14 protein-coding genes, 1 tRNA gene and 4 pseudogenes are annotated in these 22,174 nt (G+C 41.3%); 10 read left to right on the top strand and 9 right to left on the bottom strand.

Annotation, left to right across the window (positions count from 1 at the left end; all coding sequences use genetic code 11):
* Positions 1 to 406: 406 nt before the first annotated feature.
* Entirely contained in the window at positions 407 to 622 is a 216-nt protein-coding gene (cspD, locus tag P4S61_RS00400; RefSeq protein ID WP_054204685.1) for a cold shock domain-containing protein CspD, read from the bottom strand.
* A 209-nt stretch (positions 623 to 831) separates the two neighbouring features.
* Here cspD and clpS point away from each other — a divergent pair, with 209 nt between their 5' ends.
* Both clpS and clpA read left to right on the top strand, forming a co-directional pair.
* Positions 832 to 1,140, top strand: coding sequence for an ATP-dependent Clp protease adapter ClpS (gene clpS, locus P4S61_RS00395; RefSeq protein ID WP_179959204.1), 309 nt, complete (start codon positions 832 to 834; stop codon positions 1,138 to 1,140).
* A 69-nt stretch (positions 1,141 to 1,209) separates the two neighbouring features.
* A complete protein-coding gene (gene clpA, locus P4S61_RS00390) occupies positions 1,210 to 3,474 on the top strand; it encodes an ATP-dependent Clp protease ATP-binding subunit ClpA (protein WP_145233074.1) in 2,265 nt (754 codons plus the stop codon).
* 176 nt (positions 3,475 to 3,650) lie between these two features.
* Here clpA and infA read toward each other — a convergent pair whose 3' ends face one another.
* The 5 genes and pseudogenes from infA to trxB form a co-directional block, all read right to left on the bottom strand.
* A complete protein-coding gene (gene infA / locus P4S61_RS00385) occupies positions 3,651 to 3,869 on the bottom strand; it encodes a translation initiation factor IF-1 (RefSeq protein WP_002962494.1) in 219 nt (72 codons plus the stop codon).
* 90 nt (positions 3,870 to 3,959) lie between these two features.
* Positions 3,960 to 4,663: pseudogene (locus P4S61_RS00380) on the bottom strand (arginyltransferase).
* Positions 4,656 to 5,370: pseudogene (gene aat / locus P4S61_RS00375) on the bottom strand (leucyl/phenylalanyl-tRNA--protein transferase). Before aat ends, P4S61_RS00380 begins: the two co-directional pseudogenes overlap by 8 nt.
* 177 nt (positions 5,371 to 5,547) lie before the next feature.
* Entirely contained in the window at positions 5,548 to 8,361 is a 2,814-nt protein-coding gene (locus tag P4S61_RS00370) for a bifunctional aconitate hydratase 2/2-methylisocitrate dehydratase (RefSeq protein ID WP_182717360.1), read from the bottom strand.
* A gap of 327 nt (positions 8,362 to 8,688) precedes the next feature.
* Complete coding sequence (gene trxB, locus P4S61_RS00365; protein ID WP_182717361.1) at positions 8,689 to 9,639, bottom strand: thioredoxin-disulfide reductase; 951 nt, start codon at positions 9,637 to 9,639, stop codon at positions 8,689 to 8,691.
* 287 nt (positions 9,640 to 9,926) lie between these two features.
* Here trxB and pssA point away from each other — a divergent pair, with 287 nt between their 5' ends.
* The 3 genes from pssA to P4S61_RS00350 all read left to right on the top strand — a co-directional run bounded on the left by pssA (position 9,927) and on the right by P4S61_RS00350 (position 12,382).
* The gene (gene pssA, locus P4S61_RS00360) at positions 9,927 to 11,252 is read left to right on the top strand and encodes a CDP-diacylglycerol--serine O-phosphatidyltransferase (RefSeq protein ID WP_149982341.1); all 1,326 of its coding nucleotides are present in this window, start codon (positions 9,927 to 9,929) and stop codon (positions 11,250 to 11,252) included.
* 147 nt (positions 11,253 to 11,399) lie between these two features.
* Positions 11,400 to 11,669, top strand: a complete 270-nt coding sequence (locus P4S61_RS00355) for a hypothetical protein (protein ID WP_337117583.1) — start codon at positions 11,400 to 11,402, stop codon at positions 11,667 to 11,669.
* A gap of 182 nt (positions 11,670 to 11,851) precedes the next feature.
* A complete protein-coding gene (locus P4S61_RS00350; protein ID WP_337117582.1) occupies positions 11,852 to 12,382 on the top strand; it encodes a GNAT family N-acetyltransferase in 531 nt (176 codons plus the stop codon).
* 69 nt (positions 12,383 to 12,451) lie between these two features.
* Here P4S61_RS00350 and P4S61_RS00345 read toward each other — a convergent pair whose 3' ends face one another.
* Positions 12,452 to 13,234: a nucleoside-binding protein gene (locus P4S61_RS00345; RefSeq protein ID WP_182731289.1), complete on the bottom strand. Its 783-nt coding sequence runs from the start codon at positions 13,232 to 13,234 to the stop codon at positions 12,452 to 12,454.
* A 75-nt stretch (positions 13,235 to 13,309) separates the two neighbouring features.
* Positions 13,310 to 14,624, bottom strand: a pseudogene (locus P4S61_RS00340) (Na+/H+ antiporter NhaC family protein).
* A 271-nt stretch (positions 14,625 to 14,895) separates the two neighbouring features.
* On the opposite strand from P4S61_RS00340, the pseudogene dapB reads away from it, so the two are divergent.
* From dapB to P4S61_RS00315, 5 genes and pseudogenes are all read left to right on the top strand, one after another.
* Positions 14,896 to 15,694 (top strand): annotated as a pseudogene (gene dapB / locus P4S61_RS00335) (4-hydroxy-tetrahydrodipicolinate reductase).
* Positions 15,695 to 15,901: 207 nt separating this feature from the next.
* Positions 15,902 to 17,038 carry a glutamine-hydrolyzing carbamoyl-phosphate synthase small subunit gene (carA, locus tag P4S61_RS00330; RefSeq protein WP_145233083.1) on the top strand — a complete coding sequence of 379 codons (1,137 nt, stop codon included), beginning with the start codon at positions 15,902 to 15,904 and terminating at the stop codon, positions 17,036 to 17,038.
* Positions 17,039 to 17,054: 16 nt separating this feature from the next.
* Positions 17,055 to 20,273 carry a carbamoyl-phosphate synthase large subunit gene (gene carB, locus P4S61_RS00325; RefSeq protein WP_145233084.1) on the top strand — a complete coding sequence of 1,073 codons (3,219 nt, stop codon included), beginning with the start codon at positions 17,055 to 17,057 and terminating at the stop codon, positions 20,271 to 20,273.
* A 49-nt stretch (positions 20,274 to 20,322) separates the two neighbouring features.
* On the top strand, positions 20,323 to 20,799 hold the full coding sequence (greA, locus tag P4S61_RS00320) for a transcription elongation factor GreA (protein ID WP_145233085.1): 477 nt from the start codon (positions 20,323 to 20,325) through the stop codon (positions 20,797 to 20,799).
* A 128-nt stretch (positions 20,800 to 20,927) separates the two neighbouring features.
* Positions 20,928 to 21,974: a S66 family peptidase gene (locus tag P4S61_RS00315; protein ID WP_145233086.1), complete on the top strand. Its 1,047-nt coding sequence runs from the start codon at positions 20,928 to 20,930 to the stop codon at positions 21,972 to 21,974.
* 51 nt (positions 21,975 to 22,025) lie between these two features.
* Here P4S61_RS00315 and P4S61_RS00310 read toward each other — a convergent pair.
* Positions 22,026 to 22,102: transfer RNA gene (locus tag P4S61_RS00310), tRNA-Pro, on the bottom strand.
* Positions 22,103 to 22,174 lie beyond the last annotated feature (72 nt).

Raw genomic sequence — 22,174 nt, 5'->3', positions numbered from 1 at the left:
CCATCATGCGTGCACGACGTGACAATGATCAGTCAGTTAGGTGTTAATACTGTTGATTAAATAATCACACCTGACGAACTGTATTTAATTTTATGTTATTTATAAACTAAGTAAATTAGCCATTAGCCTAATTATTAGTGTTTAAAGGGCCTTTTGAGGCTGCTTTTAAGCACCTAAGAGTGTAACAAGCTTGGCAACAAAGGGCTAATAACAAATATAACATGGGGGTATTAAAAAAGAATTTCAAGAGGAAGGACAGTTTTTGTTCATTCTGTACGTTTAATTTCTAATAGATTAGAAATGCCAGCTTTGAATCTGAATGTAAAATTTAATTGAGATTAAATAGTTTAGAGGAATTAAGCGAGGATCTTTACAGGTCGCTCGCTTTAGTCGAACGTCTAAACAACTACACTAACTCTTCGTTAGGCGCTATATTAGTCGCATGCATGCCTTTAGGGCCTTGCTGCAATTCGAATGTTACATCTTGACCAGCTTTAAGTGTTTTATAACCGTCCATTACAATCGTTGAGTAATGGGCGAATATATCATTCTCGCAGCCGTCTTCTACGATGAAACCAAAACCTTTGGCATTATTGAACCATTTGACTTTACCACAAGCCATACTTCTACATCCTTCTATAAGTTGACTAATTTAGTTATTCTAAACCGTATAGTTTGATAGACTGACTAAGGTTTAATCAATCTACAACTGACTGTAGTTTATTTCGCCGATCAGTCAAGTGTTTTAAACTATTTTTTTAACATTTAATTTATTTTTTATTCAAGTTTGCTTGAGTTCCAAAGACAAGACTATATTTAATTATGAGTGGCATGAAAGATTCAGGTGTTTTAGATACGGTTCGCGATAGTGAGAAGCAAAAACTGCAACCACCGCGAAAATACAAAGTCATTTTAAATAATGATGATTACACGCCAATGGACTTTGTGATAGAAGTACTAACGACGTTTTTTAATATGGATAGCGATAGAGCAACAGATGTGATGCTGCAAGTTCATCAAAATGGTCGCGCAATTTGCGGTGTTTATACCGCAGATGTAGCGTATACCAAAGTTGAACAAGTTAACCGTTATGCACGAGATAACGAGCATCCACTGCTATGTAGTTGTGAGCAGGAATAATACCAAGGTAGGGTGATCAAAATACCCATCACAACGGTATAAAAATATTATCTCAGTAAGGGGTTGCTAATGCTAAACAAAGATTTAGAACTAACTTTAAACGCGGCGTTTCGCGAAGCGCGTACACGTCGCCATGAATTTATGACTGTAGAGCACCTATTACTTGCCCTACTTGATAATCCATCGGCTGGAGAAGCGCTACACGCCTGCGGGATTGATATGGCAGCATTAAAAGCTGAGCTATCAGAGTTTATTAATGAGACCACTCCAGTCATTCCTGATTTAGAAGAAGAACGTGAAACTCAACCAACACTTGGTTTTCAGCGGGTATTGCAACGCGCAGTATTTCATGTGCAATCATCGGGTAAAAACGAAGTAACAGGCGTCAATGTGCTGGTTGCCATTTTTTCAGAACAAGAAAGCCAAGCGGTTTACTTGCTGAAAAAAGCTGATATCTCGCGACTAGATATTGTGAACTTTATATCTCATGGTATCTCTAAAGCAGACGATGACATGGGCGGTGAAGATGCTGATGACATCCATGAAGAAGTACAAGCCGTTCAAGGCGAAGAGCCAAGTAAATTAGAAAACTTCACGTCTAATTTGAATGTACTCGCCCGTGAAGGGAATATCGACCCATTGGTGGGCCGTGATAGTGAAGTAGAGCGCACGGTACAAGTACTGTGTCGTCGTAAAAAGAATAATCCGTTATTAGTTGGCGAAGCTGGGGTAGGTAAAACTGCTATTGCTGAAGGTCTAGCGTATCGCATAGTGCATGAACAAGTACCCGAAGTGATTGCCGATGCTGTGGTGTACTCGTTAGATATGGGGGCATTACTTGCAGGTACTAAATACCGCGGTGATTTTGAAAAGCGCTTTAAAGCATTACTAAAAGAGCTTCAGGCGAAACCTGGCGCTATTTTGTTTATTGATGAGATCCATACCATAATTGGTGCCGGCGCAGCCTCTGGTGGCGTTATGGACGCATCTAACCTGCTTAAACCACTGCTTTCGAGCGGTAAGTTACGTTGTATGGGCTCAACTACCTATAACGAGTATAAAAATATCTTTGAAAAAGACCGTGCGTTAGTGCGCCGTTTTCAGAAAATTGATGTACTTGAACCAAGTGTCGCTGATACCACTAAGATACTTAATGGTTTAAAAGAACGTTACGAAGAGCATCATGGCATTCGCTATACGCAAAAAGCGTTAAAAGCGGCGGCAGAGCTCAGTGCTAAGTACATTAATGAGCGTCACTTACCTGATAAAGCCATTGATGTTATTGATGAAGCGGGTGCTAGCCAACGATTACAACCGATCTCTAAACGCAAAAAAACCATTGGTGTGGCAGATATCGAATTGATCGTGGCAAAAATGGCGCGTATTCCGCAGCAAAGTGTGTCATCAAGCGATAAAGAGACTCTTAAAAATCTTGATCGTAACTTGAAGATGTTGGTATTTGGCCAAGATCAATCAATCGATGCACTAACCTCGGCCATTCGCTTATCACGTTCAGGCTTATCAAATGAAGATAAACCAGTCGGTTCGTTCTTGTTTGCAGGACCAACGGGTGTAGGTAAAACGGAGGTAACTAAACAGCTTGCAAAATGTATGGGTGTTGAGTTTATCCGTTTTGATATGTCTGAGTATGTTGAGCGCCACGCGGTAAGCCGTTTAATTGGTGCGCCTCCAGGCTACGTTGGTTTTGAACAAGGTGGTTTGTTAACTGAGGCTGTGATTAAAAATCCACATTCGGTTGTCTTACTGGATGAGATTGAGAAAGCTCACTCAGATATTTACAATATCTTACTGCAAGTGATGGACCATGGCACGCTGACCGATAATAACGGCCGTAAAGCTGACTTTAGAAACGTTGTGGTGGTGATGACTACCAATGCGGGCGTACAAGAAACAGTACGTAAATCAATAGGCTTTACTGATCAAGATCATTCTCATGATGCGATGAGCGAAATCAATAAAGTATTTTCGCCAGAATTTAGAAACCGCCTAGATAACATCATTTGGTTTAACCACCTTGATCGTGATGTAACTTTACTGGTTGTTGATAAATTTATTGTTGAGTTACAAGCGCAGCTGGATAAAAAGTCAGTTAATCTTGAGCTTACTAATAAAGCGCGGGAATGGTTGGCAGATAAAGGCTACGATAAAGCTATGGGCGCACGTCCAATGGGCCGCGTGATCCAAGAGCAATTGAAAAAGCCGCTGGCAAACGAGATCTTATTTGGGCAACTTATCGACGGTGGCACAGTGAAAGTGTCTATCAAAGATAAAAAATTGCGTTTTGATTATGAAACGAATTTAACACCTGCATAATTGCAGCGTTAAATAGAAAACAAAAAGCCCAGCAATTGCTGGGCTTTTTGTTTATTAAATGTAATTGTTAGTTTAGCTATCAATTACATTTAATAAACGCTTCAAGCTAATGTAGAAAGTAACTAAGTTACTCAGACAACTTAGCTAAAAACTTGATATTTCGTTAACGCACTAACTTAGCGAGCACGGAATACGATGCGACCTTTTGATAAATCGTATGGGGTCATTTCTACGGTAACTTTATCGCCGGTTAAAATGCGGATATAGTTTTTACGCATTTTACCTGAAATGTGAGCCACAACTACGTGACCATTTTCAAGCTCAACTCGGAACATTGTATTTGGTAAAGTATCAAGGACCGTCCCTTGCATTTCGATTACGTCTTCTTTCGCCATGTTTAGCGTAACACCTCTTTAATAGTTAAACGATGCAGATTCTGCCGAAAATACACCAATAAGTAAAGCCGCAGTAGGCATTTTTGTAAATTAAATAGCCAGCCACTGGTCTGCAACCCTATTTTGGGCAGGTAAAAATTGGGTTTTGTAACGCATTTTTGCACATTCATCAATTTGATAACCTAAATAGACAAATTCTTTATCGTATTGTTTGGCGAATTTGAGCTGCTCTAAAATCATAATTGTGCCCACACTGAAGTGCTCATAATCAGGATCAAAAAAGTGTAAATAGCAGAAACAGCGTTGTGCATACAATCAGTTACCGCCACTGCAACCAGTTTCTCTTGGTCCCATAATTCAATAAAAGTAATTGGTAACCAGTGACAAAATATAAAGCTGTTAAACTGACTTTGTTCTGGTGGGTACATAGAACCGTCTTGGTGACGCTCGGTAATGTATTTACTGTATAACGGAAAGTATTCAGGGCGTTGTTGGTCTGAGTATTTCACGCAAAAGGCATTTTTTGCTTTATTAAGTTTACGTTTTTGTGATTTTGTCGGTAAAAATGCCTTAGCTAATACACGCACAGACTTACATGCGCTGCAAACAGGGCAGTGTGGTCGGTAAATTTGGTCACCACTACGGCGAAAACCGAGGGCCAGTAATTGCTCAAATTTGCCCGGGGTATAACAACTTGGATCCAAAATGACTAATAATTGCTCTTGGCGATCGGCTAGGTAGCTACAATCAAATTGTTGGCTTAAACCTAAACGAGCAGGTAAGTGTTCAGTCATAAATAGCGATAAGCTCCTGAGGTTGCCACATTGTTGTTGGAATAATAAACTCTTCTGCTTGTTTTAGTTTAGTTAAAAATTCTGAGCGCGGTAGCACTTTTTCACCTAAAGTGACTAAATAAGGATTCTCAAGCTGACAGTCAATAAAATGCGCATGGTGACGTTTCAACCAATTGACCAATGCCCACATGGCTAATTTTGAACAATTAGCTTGATGATGGAACATTGATTCGCCGCAAAATACGCCATGCTGCATAATACCGTACAAGCCACCAACAAGTTTGTCGTCTGACCAGATTTCTAAACTATGCGCTAAGCCTGCTTTATGTGCATCTTTATAAGCGTTGAGCATTTTTTTGTGATCCAGGTGCCATCGGTTTCTAATCGTTGTTGGCGACGGGCTTCAATCACCTGAGTAAATTCGGTATTAATAGTCACTTTAACCGGATTTTTTTCAGATGCTTGCGTAAGCTTCGGCTAATATGAAATTCATCGAGTTCAATGATGCCGCGCATACTTGGCGACCACCACATAATTGGCTCGTATTCACTAAACCATGGAAAAATACCGTAGCGATAGGCATTTTTTAATCGCGTTACAGATAAGCATCCACCAATGGCAAGTAAACCATCTGGATCATCTAATGCATGGGTGGGATCAGGAAAAGCAAAGTGGCTTTTAGCGAGTTGATAAAGTTGTTTAGTCATAACACCGATTGAATAACTGAATGATCAAGATAAAGTGTAACCTGTTGCTTTAAATTCACAAACCACAAATTATTGTGTTATCCATAGCCTCGTACAGGGCTTACTTCTGATAGGCAAATTGTAGGCATAAAAAAGCGCGTTAAAAAACGCGCTTAATTGAACCATTAACTAATCGAATTAGCTAACCACTTTTACGGGTACTGCTTGACCTGCGTTGAACTTAGTTGTCATCGCTTCTTCAACAGGTACAAACGATGTAAGGTCAATACCTTCAACTGCAGACTTATACTCTTCGATAGTCGGGAAACGACCAAGAACAGAAGAAAGTACTACAACTGGCGTTGAACCCAGTAGTGACTCACCTTTTTTCTCAGATGTATCAGCTACTACACGGCCTTGGAACAGACGTGTTGACGTTGCGATAACAGTGTCACCAGGTTCAGCTTTTTCTTGGTTACCCATACATAGGTTACAACCAGGGCGTTCTAGGTATAAGATATTTTCATACTTAGTACGTGCAGCCGTTTTTGGTTTTGCATCGTCAAATTCAAAACCTGCGTATTTAGCAAGGATATCCCAATCGCCTTCCGCTTTAAGCTCATCAACAATGTTATATGTTGGTGGCGCAACGACCAATGGCGCTTTGAATGAGATAGAACCGTTTTTCTTCTCAAGGTTACGTAGCATGTGAGCAATAATTTTCATATCGCCTTTGTGCACCATACACGAACCAACAAAAGCTAAATCAACAGGTTTGTCGTTGTAAAAAGAAACAGGGCGGATCACATCGTGAGTATAACGCTTAGAAACATCATCGTTATTTACATCTGGATCGGCAATCATTGGCTCAACGATTTGGTCTAAATCAACCACAACTTCTGCGTGGTATTTAGCATTATCGTCTGGAGAAAGTGCTGGCTCTTCACCAGATTGAATACCTGCAATACGCTTATCAGCTAAGTCGATTAGACCTTGTAGCGTTTGCGCCTCGTTATCCATACCTTTGTTGATCATGATCTGGATACGTGACTTAGCAAGTTCAATTGACTTAATTAACGTTTCATCATTTGAAATACAGATTGACGCTTTTGCTTTCATCTCTGCAGTCCAGTCAGTGAAAGTAAACGCTTGGTCAGCCATAAGGGTACCAATATGCACTTCAATGATACGGCCTTGGAACACGTTTTCGCCACCAAATTGCTTAAGCATTTGCGCTTGCGTTGCATGTACAACGTCGCGGAAATCCATGTGCTTAGCCATTTTGCCTTTAAACGTCACTTTAACTGAATCAGGAATTGGCATCGCTGATTCACCCGTTGCAAGTGCAACAGCAACAGTACCCGAATCGGCACCAAAGGCAACACCTTTAGACATACGTGTATGCGAGTCACCACCGATGATGATTGCGCGGTCATCAATAGTAATGTCGTTCAATACTTTGTGAATAACGTCAGTCATTGCATGATAAACGCCTTTCGGGTCACGTGCTGTGATCAAACCAAACTTATTCATGAACGCCATTAGTTTTGGAATGTTTGCTTGCGCTTTGCTATCCCATACAGATGCAGTGTGACAACCAGACTGATATGCACCATCAACAAGAGGTGAAATCGTAGAAGCAGCCATTGCTTCTAATTCTTGTGCTGTCATTGGACCGGTTGTATCTTGCGAACCAACGATGTTCACTTTAACGCGAACATTTGAGCCTGCGTGAAGTGGCGTATCTGATAGTACACCTACTGCATTACGGTTAAAGATTTTTTCAACCGCTGTTAAGCCTTGGCCTTCATGTGAAATTTCTTTTGAAGGTGCATACACAAGTGGGGTTTCAATGCCGAGTGTTTCAGCAGCAAACGTTTGTAGTTTTTTACCGAATACAACAGCGTAAGAACCACCGGCTCTCATGAATTCAACTTTTTGCGGTGTGAATGCTGACGAAATATCAACAAGTTCTTTATCACCGTTATAAAGCTTTTTCTCTTTAGTATTGATTGTTAACACAGTACCGGTAGCAACAGAGTACGCTTCTTCAAGCACTGCATCACCATTGTCATCAGTCACTGTATTGCCGTTTGCGTCTACTTTTTTAACCCAGTTTTTAAGGTCAAGACCAATACCGCCAGTTACATCAACGGTTGTTAAGAAGATTGGCGCAATACCATTAGTACCTGCAACAACAGGGGCAATGTTGATGAAAGGAACGTATGGGCTTGCTTGTTTACCCGCCCAAAGTGCTACGTTATTCACACCAGACATACGAGATGAACCAACGCCCATCGTGCCTTTTTCAGCAATAAGCATTACTTTAGCGTTAGGGTGTTTCTTTTGAAGTGCAACAATTTCTTGCTGTGCTTCTTCAGTGATCATGCATTTACCGTGTAATTCACGGTCAGCACGTGAATGTGCTTGGTTACCTGGAGATAGTAAATCAGTTGAGATGTCGCCTTCACCGGCAATATAGGTTACTACATCGATTTTTTCTTCGATGTCAGGTAATTTTGTGAAGAATTCAGCTTGTGCGAAACTCTCTAGTAACTCTTTAGCAATAGCATTGCCTGCTTCGTATGCCGCTTTTATGCGCGCCATATCTGCATCGTATAAGAATACTTGAGTCTTAAGTACTTCAGCCGCTTGTGCTGCGATTGTTGCGTCATCAGCAAATACTAAATCAATTAGCATTTCAATTGACGGGCCGCCTTTCATGTGTGAAAGCAGTTCAAATGCGAATTCTGGAGTGATCTCTGCAACTTGCTCTTCACCCAAAATAATTTCTTTTAGAAACTGTGCTTTAACGCCCGCAGCACTGGTTGTTCCTGGTAATGTATTAAAGATAAAGAAATGCAGTGAATCTTTACGGTGCTCGTTATTAGTATCTTTAATTTGATTAATGATTTCTGATACTAGTTCAGCGCTATCGATTGGTTGTGGGTTTAATCCAAGCTCCGTTTTACGGGTTTGGATTTCTTCCATATATTTTGTATACAAACTCATAGAAAACTCTCGGTATTTTACTTGATATGAAGTTAAGCATTTTAACTGATTTTACAGTCTCTAGTAATGCCTAAATGAATAAAGCTTTTCTGACTAACTATAATTATAGCTAGTTTTACTTACTATACTTTGACGATATTCATTGCTCGAACTTAGATCCTATCGCACCTAAGCCATTAATTGTATAAATATGATTGATTCCGAGTATAAGTGTTGTGAATGTTGATGCGACTGCAATGAGTACTTTTCGGTGTTGGATGAGCCTTTATAATTTTGGGCCACAAAAAAAGGGCTGAAAATTCAGCCCTTACTATATGTTGTGTAAACTTATAGGTTATCTAAGAAACGCTCAGCATCAAGTGCTGCCATACAGCCAGTACCAGCAGAAGTGATTGCTTGACGGTAGATATGATCAGACACATCACCTGCAGCAAAAACACCTGGTACACTTGTTTGTGTTGCATTGCCGTTTAGGCCTGACTCAACCACTAAGTAGCCGTCTTTCATTTCAAGTTGGCCAACAAACATATCAGTATTTGGTTTATGACCAATTGCAATAAATACGCCCGCTAAATCAATTTCTTCAGTGGCTTCTGAGTTTGCATCCTTGATACGAACACCGGTAACACCCATTTGGTCGCCCAGTACTTCATCAAGCGTACGGTTATAATGCATGACTACGTTACCGTTTGCTGCTTTTTCAGCGAGGCGATCGGCTAAGATTTTTTCACTGCGGAAGCTATCACGACGGTGAATTACATGTACTTCATCAGCAATGTTCGATAAATAAAGCGCTTCTTCAACCGCAGTATTACCACCACCAACAACCGCAACTTTTTGACCTTTATAGAAAAAACCATCACAGGTTGCACAGGCAGACACACCACGGCCTTGGAAGTTAGTTTCAGACTCTAGGCCCAAGTACTTAGCAGATGCACCCGTTGCAATGATCAGCGCATCACACGTGTAAGTACCTTGGTCGCCAGTTAGCGTGAAAGGGCGCTTAGTTACATCAACAGTGTGAATGTGATCAAAGACAATTTCAGTTTCAAAACGCTCGGCATGCTCTTTCATACGATCCATTAATGCAGGACCTGTTAAACCGTGAGCATCGCCCGGCCAGTTTTCAACTTCAGTCGTTGTTGTAAGTTGACCGCCTTGTTGCATACCGGTGATCAATACCGGGTTTAAATTTGCGCGTGCTGCGTAAACTGCTGCAGTGTAACCCGCAGGTCCAGATCCTAAAATTAGCAACTTACAATGTTTTACTTCACTCATGTTTTTATATCCTAAACGTTTAATAGCGTATTAATGCGCTCGATTTTAAGAGAAACAAGAGGGAAGTAAATAAAAGCGGCGATTATTTTTTTTCTAAATCACAAAGCTGTCAAATATTGTGTACTAGAATCATGATAAGTGTACGATTTGTATGATATCTGAGCTATTAATTCAGTATTAACTCAGCATGCGACGTTAATTCATGACCAAGCTGTGTTTTTTTGATATGTTTTAACTAATTTTGATTTGTGACCCTGATTAAGGGTGACCTAAGTGAATAGGCAATTATGTTATTTTGGCAGGAAAAACCCGCGTACGGGTTGACTTCAAAAGACGTTAACGTCTTAACCAATGCACAAGAATATCGCACGCATTTACTAGCACTGATTGCGCAGGCAAAAACACGTATTTATATTACGACACTTTATCTGCAAGATGATGAAGCAGGGCGTGAAGTGTTAGCAGCGTTACATCAGGCTTCATTAGCAAACCCCGCATTAGATGTAAAAGTGTTGGTTGACTTTCATCGTGCCCAACGCGGTTTAATTGGTGCGGCAAAGTCAGATGGTAACGCCAGTTTATATTGTGAATATCAAGAAAAATATCAATCAAATGTACAAATTTTTGGCGTACCAGTAAAAGCAAAAGAACTTTTTGGGGTGCTGCATTTAAAAGGTTTTGTAATTGATGATACGCTGCTTTACAGCGGTGCGAGTTTAAATAATGTGTATTTGCAGTATCAAGAGCGCTACCGGTTAGATCGCTATTTTTTAGTCGAGCAGGCCTCACTATGTGATTCTGTGATTGACTTTATTGAACATGAATTGTTGAGTTCTGAAGCCGTTCCACGTATTGATGTGCGGCCTTTAACAAAGTTTAATGATATTAAAATCGCACAAAAACAATTGATGCGTTCATTAAAGCAAGCTAACTACGCTCACAGTGTGGAGCAAAATGAGCAAGCACTTGGCGTGCGACTATTTTTAGGACTGGGACGACGTAATAACGAGCTTAATCGTGTGATCAAATCCTTATTTGATGCCACCGAGCAAGAGTTAGTGCTGTATACCCCATACTTTAATTTTCCTGCACCGTTAATGCGTTCCTTGCGCCGCTTACTAAAACAGGGCAAGCAAGTAACAATCGTAGTAGGCGATAAAACGGCGAATGATTTTTACCTGCCACCAAGTGAACCATTTAGTAAAATAGGTGCTTTGCCATACTTGTATGAAACGATTTTGCATAAATTTTTAAAATCGCAAAAGCGCCATATTATTAACGGTAATTTAAATGTGTATTTGTGGCAGCATGAAAGTAACTCATTTCATTTGAAAGGTATTTGTGCTGATCGTAAATATCATTTATTGAGTGGTCATAATTTAAATCCTCGTGCCTGGGGATTAGATATCGAAAATGGCATTTTATTAGAAGATCCTGAGCAAAGTCTCATGCCAGCAATCGACAATGAAAGAGCCGAGATATTACAACACTGTCGTCGTTTAAACGGTGCCGAAGATTTAGAAACCATGGACGATTACCCGCCAGCGGTTAAAAAACTGCTGGGGCAAGCTAAGCGTGTCAAAGTTGATTTTATTATTAAGCGTTTTATTTAACGCAAAGTTAGAGACTAAAATGTAAGTACTATAAAAGCAGCGGTTACGCTGCTTTTTGTTGATTTAGCCTCGGAGCTGTTGCCCAACTCCGCTACAATATTTTTGCAAAACTGATGATGGTTATTTTAATATTCAAAGGAACTAACAATGCTTATTAAATCCGCCGAGCAAAAAGATTACGCCTCTTTAATTGAGATCTGGGAAGCTTCCGTTTCTCATACCCATGACTTTTTAACCCAACAACACATAGATGAACTGAAACCATTGATTTTGACACATTATTTTGATGCTGTTAGTCTTTTTTGTTGTAAAGACAACAGTGGAAAAATAATTGGGTTTATTGGCGTTGCTGGCGGCAATATTGAAATGCTGTTTGTTGAGCCGACTTTCTTTGCGAAGGGGTTGGCACGTTCTTAATTAATTACGCGATTGATAATTTAGCGGCAACTCATGTTGATGTTAACGAGCAAAACCCTAAAGCCCATGGTTTTTATTTAAGTAGAGGGTTTGAGCAAATAGGGCGCTCTGAATTAGATGGTCAAGGAAAGCCGTTTCCGCTGCTACATATGCGTTTAGCAAAAGTAGTTGAGGCTGACTAAATGGAACTGGTGATTTCAGATTCAATAATTTTAAAGCCATTAGATATTAGTCACGCAGTTGAACTTTACCAAGTTATCGCCGATAGTCGGGAAAATCTGAGTCAATTTTTACCTTGGGTGGATTACGTAATAGATGTTAATTCAACTAAACGTTATATATATGAACGACTACACAGCGGTAAAGCAGGTTCTCAGTGGTTTGCGGTATATATAGAGGATCGCTTAAGCGGTGTATTTGGTATTAAACACATTGATCCTGACAGTAAGGGTGCTGAATGCGGTTATTGGTTAGCTGATTTTGCACGCGGGCAAAGAGCCATGAATCAAGTGCTTACTAAAATAGTGCCTTATATAAAAAATAATAGTCATGCAAAAGTGATTGAGTTTTGTTGTTTAGAGGAAAACTTAGCGAGTATAAAGGTTGTGCAACGCGCAGGCGCACAATTTAAATATTATCAAAAAGAGACATCAATCTTCCTTGCTAATCAGCAACAGCAGCGTTTAGGTGTTTATGAAATAAAGCTAACGTGATCTGTGTTCATGGTAAGTAAAAAAAGCGCAATACAATTAATATCGCGCTTTATTATTCTCGCTAACTCGCTAAAACGTCCACTCAACATGAAATTGCGGTACCGACTCAGTGGTATCGGTCCCTAGCTTGTTGTGCCAATATTGCCACTCAAGGCCAAGTAGTAAGGTGTTTTCTTTCATGCTGATGGCATTACCCAAGTCCCAAGTAATGATAGGCTGCGCTAAGATCCACGCCTTAACATCTTCACCAAATTCATTTTCGCGCTCAGCAATATATTCAACATGGCCAGTTATATTAAATTTTTGTGAACCAATCGAAAACGGGTAACCCCATGCAACATCTAGCATCCAGCTGTTAGTTTCAATAGGCGCGCCGCCACGCGCAACACCCTCGTTATCATCTATATAGGCCGTAACTAGGGTTGATAAAAAACTAAATCCTGGCGCTTGCCAATTTACTTTAACACCAGGTAAATACTTCAATACTTTAGCATCACCTGCGGCGTTAAAGCCCGCTGTTAATCCAACGTCAGCAATAGCGCCAAACGAAAAGTCATTACCGGTTATTTTAGAAAGGCTAAAAGTTGAATACCATTCGCCATAAAAGTCACGGTCTTGATAGCCATCATCAACATTATCATTAATGTAATCTATGAAGAAAAAGTTATCACCATAGTCATAGCCAGAGGCGTGTTGCAGTGAAGCGATTGATGTACCTGCTTCTTGTTCAGTAAATGGGTTTTTAAAATCGCCGTAGTTTAAATGTAGTTGCGTTGTGCTCCAATTTGCAGCAAAGCTAGATGTACTAACTGCACAAAGGGCGAATAAAGATAATGTTGATTTTATATTCATAACTATATGTTTAATGGGGAGTAAAGTGCAAAGTATAGCAGATACGCCCAAACGTGAGCGCATCTGCTTAAGTATTTATGCCTTATTTCGGCGTAGGCAAATTACAGCTATAGCAGTAAATGCCAATATAAAGCAGTAGTAAGATGAGGTTGATACTTGCCACGGGCTAATTTTAAATGTTGCGCCAAGTAGTAACGCTTGTGCACCATAAGGGAGGAGATCCTTGCGTAACACAGGCGAAAATATCCAGTAAGCTTGCTGAACGCTTACCGCTGATCTCACCATCATCGGCAAGTTTTTTGGCGATAGGACCGGCAACAATAATCGACACGGTATTATTCGCTATACATACGTTGCTGGTCATAACTAACGCGGCAATACCAAGTTGATCTGCCACTTTTCTGTGCCATTTTGCAATGACTTTAGTAATGGCTTGAATCTTTTGCGCGATATAATCAAGGCCACCGTTAATACGAATAAACTCTGATAAGCCACCAATAAACATCGACAGCAAGAATATTTCTTGCATATCAGTAAAGCCCTTATAAATATCTTTTACAAAGCTGGCACCTTCATAACTGCCAGTAAAGCCCATCAGTGCCGCAAATATAATACCGCTGAACAGCACCACAAATACATTAAAGCCCATCACCGCTAGTACTAAAATAAATGCATAAGGTAGTACTAATAGAATATCGTAATCTTTAGTTTCTACTGCTTGAGCCGCAGGAGTTAAAAAGAATAATAAACCAATAGTAAGGATAGCTGCTGGCAATGCGATTTTTAAATTCTCACGGAATTTATCTTTCATCTCACAGCCTTGGGTACGCGTTGCAGCAATGGTGGTATCAGAAATAATTGATAAGTTATCGCCAAACATCGCACCTGACACAATCGTACCGGCCATTAATGCTGGATCAATACCGGTTTTAATAGAGACCGCATACGCAATCGGGCCAATCGCCCCGATAGTACCCATTGAAGTACCCATGGCCGTAGATACTACCGCTGCAATTAAAAATAAGCCCGGTAAAAGTAATGCTGGTGGAATAAGTGATAAACCGGCGTTAACAACCGCATCCACGCCGCCTGTTGCACCTGCGACGGCAGAAAATGCCCCAGCAAGTAAATAAATTAAGCACATGGTAATGATGTTGTTGTGACCGGCACCTTTTATAAAGGTTTCTACACTGTGGTTAATGGTGTTTTTATTTAACATAAACGCCAGCATAATCGCCGGTAAAATAGCAACAGGGGCAGGGAGCTGATAAAAAGCGTAATCGACCCCTTGTGATTGCAGGTATAAACCCGCGCCTAAAAATAAGGCCACAAAGGTTAATAGGGGGAGCAAAGATAGTTTTGCTGTTGTTTTATTAAATGATGGCTGCATCATATTCCTCGTTAGATAACTTCTTGCACAACTAACACAGCCAAAACATCCCTCTTTTAGCTGAATTTAGTTGTCATACCTACCACAATGATAAGTACCTCAACAGCGCCCGCAAGCCAAAGACCAAATCGGCGCAAAGAAAGAAGTTTAAATGTATAGATGGCTAAAGTCTATGGGTATCTGTTATTATTATTTTTTAAAAGGCTTACCTGACTATTACACGAGTTTTAGATAAAATCTAGCCAACTCAAAAAATGCATAGGTTATTAATATGAATCGAATAGGCGTATTTGGCGCAAACGGAAGAATGGGGTTGGCATTAATTGAAGCCGCTCACAAAAATAATCATACCGAGCTTAGTGCAGCCTATGTACGCAGCAGTTCTCCCTTATTAAATATTGCCGTTAATCAATTAAATAGCGCAGCACCTGCGACAGTTAATTTTAGTGATGAACGCAACGTTGACAATACCGACGTACTGATTGATTTTACGCTCCCAGCGGGTATGCGTGAGCATTTAAAAACAGCTGTTGCACAAAATATCCCGATGGTGATTGGCACCACCGGTTTAAATGACGACGATATGCTGGCGTTACAAACGGCTGCCAAGCAGATTCCAATTGTGTTTGCGCGAAATTACAGCGTAGGCGTAAATTTACTGTTGAATTTAGTGCAAACCGCCGCCACTAAATTTGGTGATGATTTAGATATCGAAATTTTTGAAGCGCATCATCGCCATAAAATAGATGCGCCATCAGGCACTGCACTTGCCATTGGTGAGGCAATTGCCGATGCAAAAGGGTGAGGTGCATGATGAGGTTGCGATATTTGATCGCAGCCGAGTAGAAACAGAAAAATCGCAAAATGAAATTGGTTATTCGGTGCTCCGAGGCGGAGATATAGTTGGTGAACATACCGCATATTTCGCAACTTCTGGCGAAAGGCTTGAATTAACTCATAAAGCAAGTTCTCGAATGACCTTTGCATTAGGCGCAGTAAGAGCTGCGGGCTGGTTGAAAAATAAGCCTGCAGGACTTTATGACATGCAAGATGTCCTCGACTTGAAGTAGTTTAGTTACTTTTTGGGTGTTTGGTGGCTTTTTTGGCTTATAGGGCTTATTTTTACTGATTATTGAAATAGGGTTAGACCTAAAAGGCAAAATTACTATAAAATAGCGCTAATTTGCCAAAAATTCATAATTGCGTGTTTCCAATCGCTATAAACGGGTAGTAAAGCAAATGACTTTACTCCCGTTTTTTACTGTTAGGAGGTTAACTTGACTAAATCCGCTCTGTTAGTTCTAGAAGACGGCACAGTGTTTCGCGGTACTGCAATCGGCGCTGACGGCATGTCTGTCGGTGAAGTAGTATTCAATACATCAATGACTGGTTATCAGGAAATTCTGACTGACCCTTCATACGCGGAACAAATCGTAACTTTGACGTACCCACACATAGGTAATACGGGTACTAACAGCGAAGACGAAGAAGCGAGTCACATTTGGGCTAAAGGCCTAGTGATCCGTGATTTGCCACTGCTAGCAAGTAATTTCCGTAACGAGCAATCGTTAGATGATTACTTAAAAGAACGTAATATCTTAGGTATTGCAGACATCGACACCCGTAAGCTTACCCGTATTTTGCGCGATAAAGGCGCTCAAAACGGTTGTATTATTGCAGGTGACGAATTAGATGAAAACCAAGCGCTCGCAGCTGCGCAAGCCTTCCCAGGCTTAAAAGGTATGGATTTAGCGAAAGTAGTATCAACCAAGGAAAATTTCGAGTGGCGTGAATCAAGCTGGACATTAGGCGCAGGGTTCAAAACTCTAAACGCAGCCGATGAAAAGTTTCACGTTGTTGCTTATGATTTCGGTGTGAAGCGTAATATTCTCCGTATGCTTGTAGACCGTGGTTGTAAATTAACCGTTGTACCTGCACAAACCTCGGCAGCTGACGTGTTAGCACTTAACCCAGATGGTATCTTCTTATCGAATGGCCCGGGCGATCCAGAACCGTGTACTTACGCCATTGAAGCAATTAAAGCCTTTTTAGAAACTGAAATTCCTATTTTTGGTATCTGTTTAGGTCACCAATTGTTAGCCCTTGCCTCGGGTGCAAAAACAGTGAAAATGAAGTTTGGTCATCACGGTGGTAACCACCCAGTGAAAGATTTAGACCGTAACGTAGTAATGATCACTGCGCAAAACCATGGTTTTGCTGCCGATGAAACAACGTTACCAGATAACCTTCGTGCTACGCATAAATCGTTATTTGACGGAACGTTGCAAGGTATTCACCGCACCGACAAACCTGCTTTTAGCTTCCAAGGTCACCCTGAAGCAAGCCCAGGTCCACACGATGCAGCCCCATTATTTGACCACTTCATCGATTTGATGCAAGCGCGTAACAACTAATTAAACCGGAGTAACAATGCCAAAACGTACCGACATAAAAAGCATTCTTATCCTAGGCGCAGGCCCGATTGTAATCGGCCAAGCCTGTGAATTTGACTACTCTGGTGCTCAAGCGTGTAAAGCACTTAGAGAAGAAGGCTATCGAGTTATTTTAGTTAACTCAAACCCTGCAACAATTATGACCGATCCTGATATGGCTGATGCGACCTACATCGAGCCAATTCATTGGGAAGTGGTAGAAAAAATTATTGAAAAAGAAAAGCCAGATGCAGTGCTACCTACAATGGGTGGTCAAACCGCATTAAACTGTGCGCTAGAACTAGACAAGCACGGTGTATTGGCAAAGCATGGTGTTGAGCTAATTGGCGCAACAGCTGATGCAATCGATAAAGCAGAAAACCGCGAACGTTTCGACATCGCAATGAGAAATATCGGTTTAGAATGCCCGCGTGCTGAAATTGCTCATTCAATGGATGAAGCAAAAGACATCATCACACGCATTGGTTTACCGTGTATTATTCGACCTTCTTTCACTATGGGCGGCACCGGCGGCGGTGTGGCGTATAACTTAGAAGAGTTTGAAGAAATTTGTGAACGCGGTTTAGACCTTTCTCCAACCAGCGAGCTATTGATTGATGAATCATTGATCGGTTGGAAAGAGTACGAAATGGAAGTTGTGCGTGACAAAAACGACAACTGCATTATCGTTTGTGCAATTGAAAACTTTGACCCAATGGGTGTTCATACTGGCGATTCAATCACCGTTGCTCCTGCGCAAACATTAACTGACAAAGAATACCAATTAATGCGTAATGCCTCTATGGCAGTACTGCGTGAAATTGGTGTTGAAACAGGTGGCTCAAACGTACAGTTTGGTGTTAATCCTGATGACGGCCGTATGGTTATTATCGAGATGAACCCACGTGTATCACGTTCATCAGCACTTGCTTCAAAAGCAACCGGTTTCCCGATTGCTAAAATCGCGGCTAAGCTAGCGGTAGGCTACACACTTGATGAGCTACAAAATGACATCACCGGTGGTAAAACACCTGCGTCGTTCGAGCCATCAATCGACTATGTAGTCACAAAAATTCCTCGCTTTAACTTTGAAAAATTTGCTGGTGCAAACGACCGTTTAACCACGCAAATGAAATCTGTAGGCGAAGTAATGGCGATTGGTCGTAACCAACAAGAGTCGTTACAAAAAGCATTACGTGGTCTGGAAGTTGGCGCAACGGGTTTCAACCCAATCGTGGCACTTGACGACCCGAAAGCGAAAGAGAAAATCATCCGTGAATTACGTGAGCCAGGCGCTGAGCGTATTTGGTATATTGCTGATGCAATGCGTCACGGCATGAGCGTTGAAGAAGTGTTTCAGTTAACGAAAGTTGACCGTTGGTACTTAGTACAGATTGAAGACATCTTAAAAGACGAAGCTAAAATTGCCGAAGTGGGCATGGCTGGCTTAAGCGCTGATTTCCTTCGTAAGTTAAAACGTAAAGGTTTTGCTGACCCTCGTATCGCTGAAATTGCCGGTGTGTCTGAAGCTGAAATTCGTAAAAAGCGTCATTTATTAAACATCGTGCCAGTATACAAGCGCGTTGATACGTGCGCTGCAGAGTTTAGCTCTGATACTGCATACATGTACTCAACGTACGATGAAGAGTGTGAAGCTAACCCATCTGATCGTGATAAAATCATGGTTATTGGTGGCGGTCCTAACCGTATTGGCCAAGGTATTGAATTTGATTACTGTTGTGTTCACGCAGCCCTTGCACTACGTGAAGACGGTTACGAAACTATCATGGTTAACTGTAACCCTGAAACGGTTTCTACCGACTACGATACGTCAGACCGTTTATACTTTGAACCAATTACCCTTGAAGACGTACTTGAAATCGTACGTGTAGAAAAGCCTGTTGGTGTAATCGTGCAATACGGTGGTCAAACACCACTTAAACTTGCCCGTGAACTTGAAGCTAACGGCGTGCCAGTAATTGGTACTTCACCAGATGCGATTGACCGTGCAGAAGACCGTGAGCGTTTCCAACAACTTGTTGAGCGTTTAAACCTGCTTCAGCCTGAAAATGCTACTGTTACTTCAACTGAAGAAGCGATTTTAAAATCAGCTGAAATTGGTTTCCCACTGGTTGTACGTCCTTCGTATGTACTAGGTGGTCGCGCAATGGAAATCGTGTATGACGAGCAAGACTTACGTCGTTACATGACCGAAGCCGTATCTGCATCAAACGAAGCACCAGTACTACTTGACCGTTTCTTAGATAACGCGATTGAAGTTGATGTTGACGCAATTTGCGACGGCGAGCAAGTGATCATCGGCGGCATCATGGAACACATTGAACAAGCGGGTGTTCACTCAGGTGACTCAGCCTGTTCATTACCAGCACATTCGTTATCACAAGAAGTGCAAGACGTAATGCGCAAGCAAGTAACTGACATGGCACTGGAGCTTGGCGTGGTTGGTTTGATGAATACACAGTTTGCTGTTAAAGATGGCAAAGTGTACTTAATCGAAGTAAACCCACGTGCAGCGCGTACGGTACCGTTCGTATCAAAAGCGACCGGTGTGGCACTTGCAAAAGTAGCGGCACGTTGTATGGCGGGTCAATCTTTAGCAAGCCAAGGCATTACTAAAGAAGTGATACCACCTTACTACAGCGTAAAAGAAGTGGTATTGCCATTTGCTAAGTTCCAAGGTGTGGATCCTATCCGTGGCCCTGAAATGCGCTCTACTGGTGAAGTAATGGGTGTCGGTGATACATTCGCCGAAGCCTTTGCAAAAGCACAATTAGGTGCAAGCAACACTTTACCACGCGGTGGCCGCGCGTTACTATCTGTGCGTAATAGCGATAAGCCACGTATTGTTGAACTAGCTAAAACCATGACAGACCTAGGTTTTGAACTAGATGCAACAGGTGGCACAGCCGCTGCACTTGAAGATGCTGGTATTGCAGTACGTCGTGTAAACAAAGTATTTGAAGGTCGCCCGCACATTCTTGATAGAATCAAAAATGGCGAGTATAGCTATATCGTTAATACTACCGAAGGTCGCCAAGCGATCGAAGATTCGAAGGTGTTACGTCGTGGTGCATTGCAACACAAAACTAACTATACAACGACCTTGAATGCGGCATTTGCTAACTGTACTGCTAACCAAGCAGACGACCGCAGCAAAGTGACGTCAGTTCAAGAACTACACCTGCGATTGAACTAAGGAAATGTGCCAAGGCCGTTTATCGGCCTTGGGATTAAGTGAGAAAAGTATGCAAACAATTCCGATGACAGTTCGTGGCGCAGATTTAATGCGCAAAGAACTTAACGAATTAAAAACAGTTACCCGTCCAAAAATTGTATCTGATATTGCAGTTGCACGTGAACATGGTGACTTAAAAGAAAACGCTGAATATCACGCAGCGCGTGAGCAACAGGGTTTTTGCGAAGGCCGTATTCAAGAAATTGAAGCTAAGCTTTCAAATGTACAAATCATTGATGTGACTAAACTACCAAATACGGGTAAAGTTATTTTTGGTACCACAGTAACAATCGTTAATGTTGAGACTGATGCTGAAGTTAAATACCAAATTGTTGGTGATGATGAAGCAAGTATTAAAGATAACCGTATTTCGGTTAATTCACCGATTGCCCGTGGTTTAATTGGTAAACAAGCAGATGATGCTGTGATCATTAAAACCCCGAAAGGCGACGTGGAATACGAAATCATTGAGGTTGAGTACATTTAATTACTTTACTCATTTTCACGTTTTTAAAAACCGATGCTTGCATCGGTTTTTTTATGCCATAAACAATCTCGACATTTCTTAATAAATTGGGTACGTTAAGCTAACATATTGATAATTTGCAGATGTTGATGACAGCTATTACTTTTCCTGACGCATTAAAAAACGGCGATAAAATTGCCATTTGCGCATTTTCATCCGGTGTTGAGAGCATCTTTCACCCACGCCTGGAACGCGTACTTTCTGGCTTAACACGCCGTGGCTACCAAGTAGTCGAAGGTAAATGCTTAAGACAACAAAGTAGCCCAGCAAAACAACGCGCTGATGAGCTAATGGCATTCTTACTTGATGACAGCATTGCCGCAATTATGCCGCCGTGGGGTGGTGAGCTTGCCATGGAAGTACTGCCATATCTGGATTTTAATGCAATTAAAAAAGCGCGGCCTAAATGGCTCGTTGGATTTTCTGACATTAGTACACTCGCTTGTACTTTAACGGCCAAATGTGGATGGACCACATTACATTGTACTAACCTAATGCAATTGCACCCAAGCGAGGAAGATACTCACTGCTTACAAGTATTTAAAACGCTTGAATTAGCCGCAGGCGGTGAGTTTACACAAACACCGGCACAATTTTATCAAAGTGATGCGATTAATTATGCCCAGACACCCGACGCACTATTTTCACTCACGCAACCGAGCCAATGGCGCTGCTTAAATGTCAAAGATAATCGCGAAGTGGAACTATCTGGGCGGTTATTTGGCGGGTGTTTAGATACGCTCGGTTTATTACTTGCGTCACCATTTTTAGCCTTGGATGAATTTAAAAAGCAATATGCATCGCATGGACTGGTTTTATATTTAGAAAATGCTGAACTTCACCCCAGTGCATTAGCACGGTTTTTAATAGCACTTAAATTGAATAATGTTTTTAGCGATATTAATGGGTTGATTATCGGAAGAAGTGGGGTGATCAGCGCCCCTGAGCAAACTATAGATTACTACCAAGCACTTACTCTAGCGCTCGGCGAATGTTTATTCCCAGTGATCATCGATGCTGATATCGGACATATCGCACCCAATTTATGTTTAGTGAATGGTGCAAGAGTAAGAATGCTCGCGAAGCTTGAAAATACAGTGGTGTGTAAAGCGCAAATAACAACGTATTTTGGATGATTTATTTAAAACCTGAGTGGAGATTGATTTTTATAGGGTTTGGCAGTTAATTGGTCGGTATGGAGAGATTCGAACTCTCGACCCCTGCCACCCCATGACAGTGCGCTACCAAGCTGCGCTACATACCGACGTTGCAAGCAATAGTACGTATATTTTTTCAAAAATCAATAAGCTTTTGTTTGTTTGAACATTTATTGCAC

Source organism: Pseudoalteromonas sp. B160 (assembly GCF_037162485.1).
GTDB lineage: Bacteria > Pseudomonadota > Gammaproteobacteria > Enterobacterales > Alteromonadaceae > Pseudoalteromonas > Pseudoalteromonas rhizosphaerae.
The sequence above is the reverse complement of the archived record's forward strand: the minus strand, read 5'-3'. Positions and strand labels throughout refer to the sequence as shown.

Bases quoted from the DNA above. Each gene is read 5' to 3' on its own strand.
- P4S61_RS00370 (WP_182717360.1), bottom strand. From the start codon at position 8,361: ATGAGTTTGTATACAAAATATATGGAAGAAATCCAAACCCGTAAAACG.
- P4S61_RS00355 (WP_337117583.1), top strand. From the start codon at position 11,400: ATGCTTATTAAATCCGCCGAGCAAAAAGATTACGCCTCTTTAATTGAG.
- P4S61_RS00315 (WP_145233086.1), top strand. From the start codon at position 20,928: ATGACAGCTATTACTTTTCCTGACGCATTAAAAAACGGCGATAAAATT.
- cspD (WP_054204685.1), bottom strand. From the start codon at position 622: ATGGCTTGTGGTAAAGTCAAATGGTTCAATAATGCCAAAGGTTTTGGT.
- infA (WP_002962494.1), bottom strand. From the start codon at position 3,869: ATGGCGAAAGAAGACGTAATCGAAATGCAAGGGACGGTCCTTGATACT.
- clpS (WP_179959204.1), top strand. From the start codon at position 832: ATGAAAGATTCAGGTGTTTTAGATACGGTTCGCGATAGTGAGAAGCAA.
- trxB (WP_182717361.1), bottom strand. From the start codon at position 9,639: ATGAGTGAAGTAAAACATTGTAAGTTGCTAATTTTAGGATCTGGACCT.
- greA (WP_145233085.1), top strand. From the start codon at position 20,323: ATGCAAACAATTCCGATGACAGTTCGTGGCGCAGATTTAATGCGCAAA.
- pssA (WP_149982341.1), top strand. From the start codon at position 9,927: ATGTTATTTTGGCAGGAAAAACCCGCGTACGGGTTGACTTCAAAAGAC.
- carB (WP_145233084.1), top strand. From the start codon at position 17,055: ATGCCAAAACGTACCGACATAAAAAGCATTCTTATCCTAGGCGCAGGC.
- clpA (WP_145233074.1), top strand. From the start codon at position 1,210: ATGCTAAACAAAGATTTAGAACTAACTTTAAACGCGGCGTTTCGCGAA.
- P4S61_RS00350 (WP_337117582.1), top strand. From the start codon at position 11,852: ATGGAACTGGTGATTTCAGATTCAATAATTTTAAAGCCATTAGATATT.
- P4S61_RS00345 (WP_182731289.1), bottom strand. From the start codon at position 13,234: ATGAATATAAAATCAACATTATCTTTATTCGCCCTTTGTGCAGTTAGT.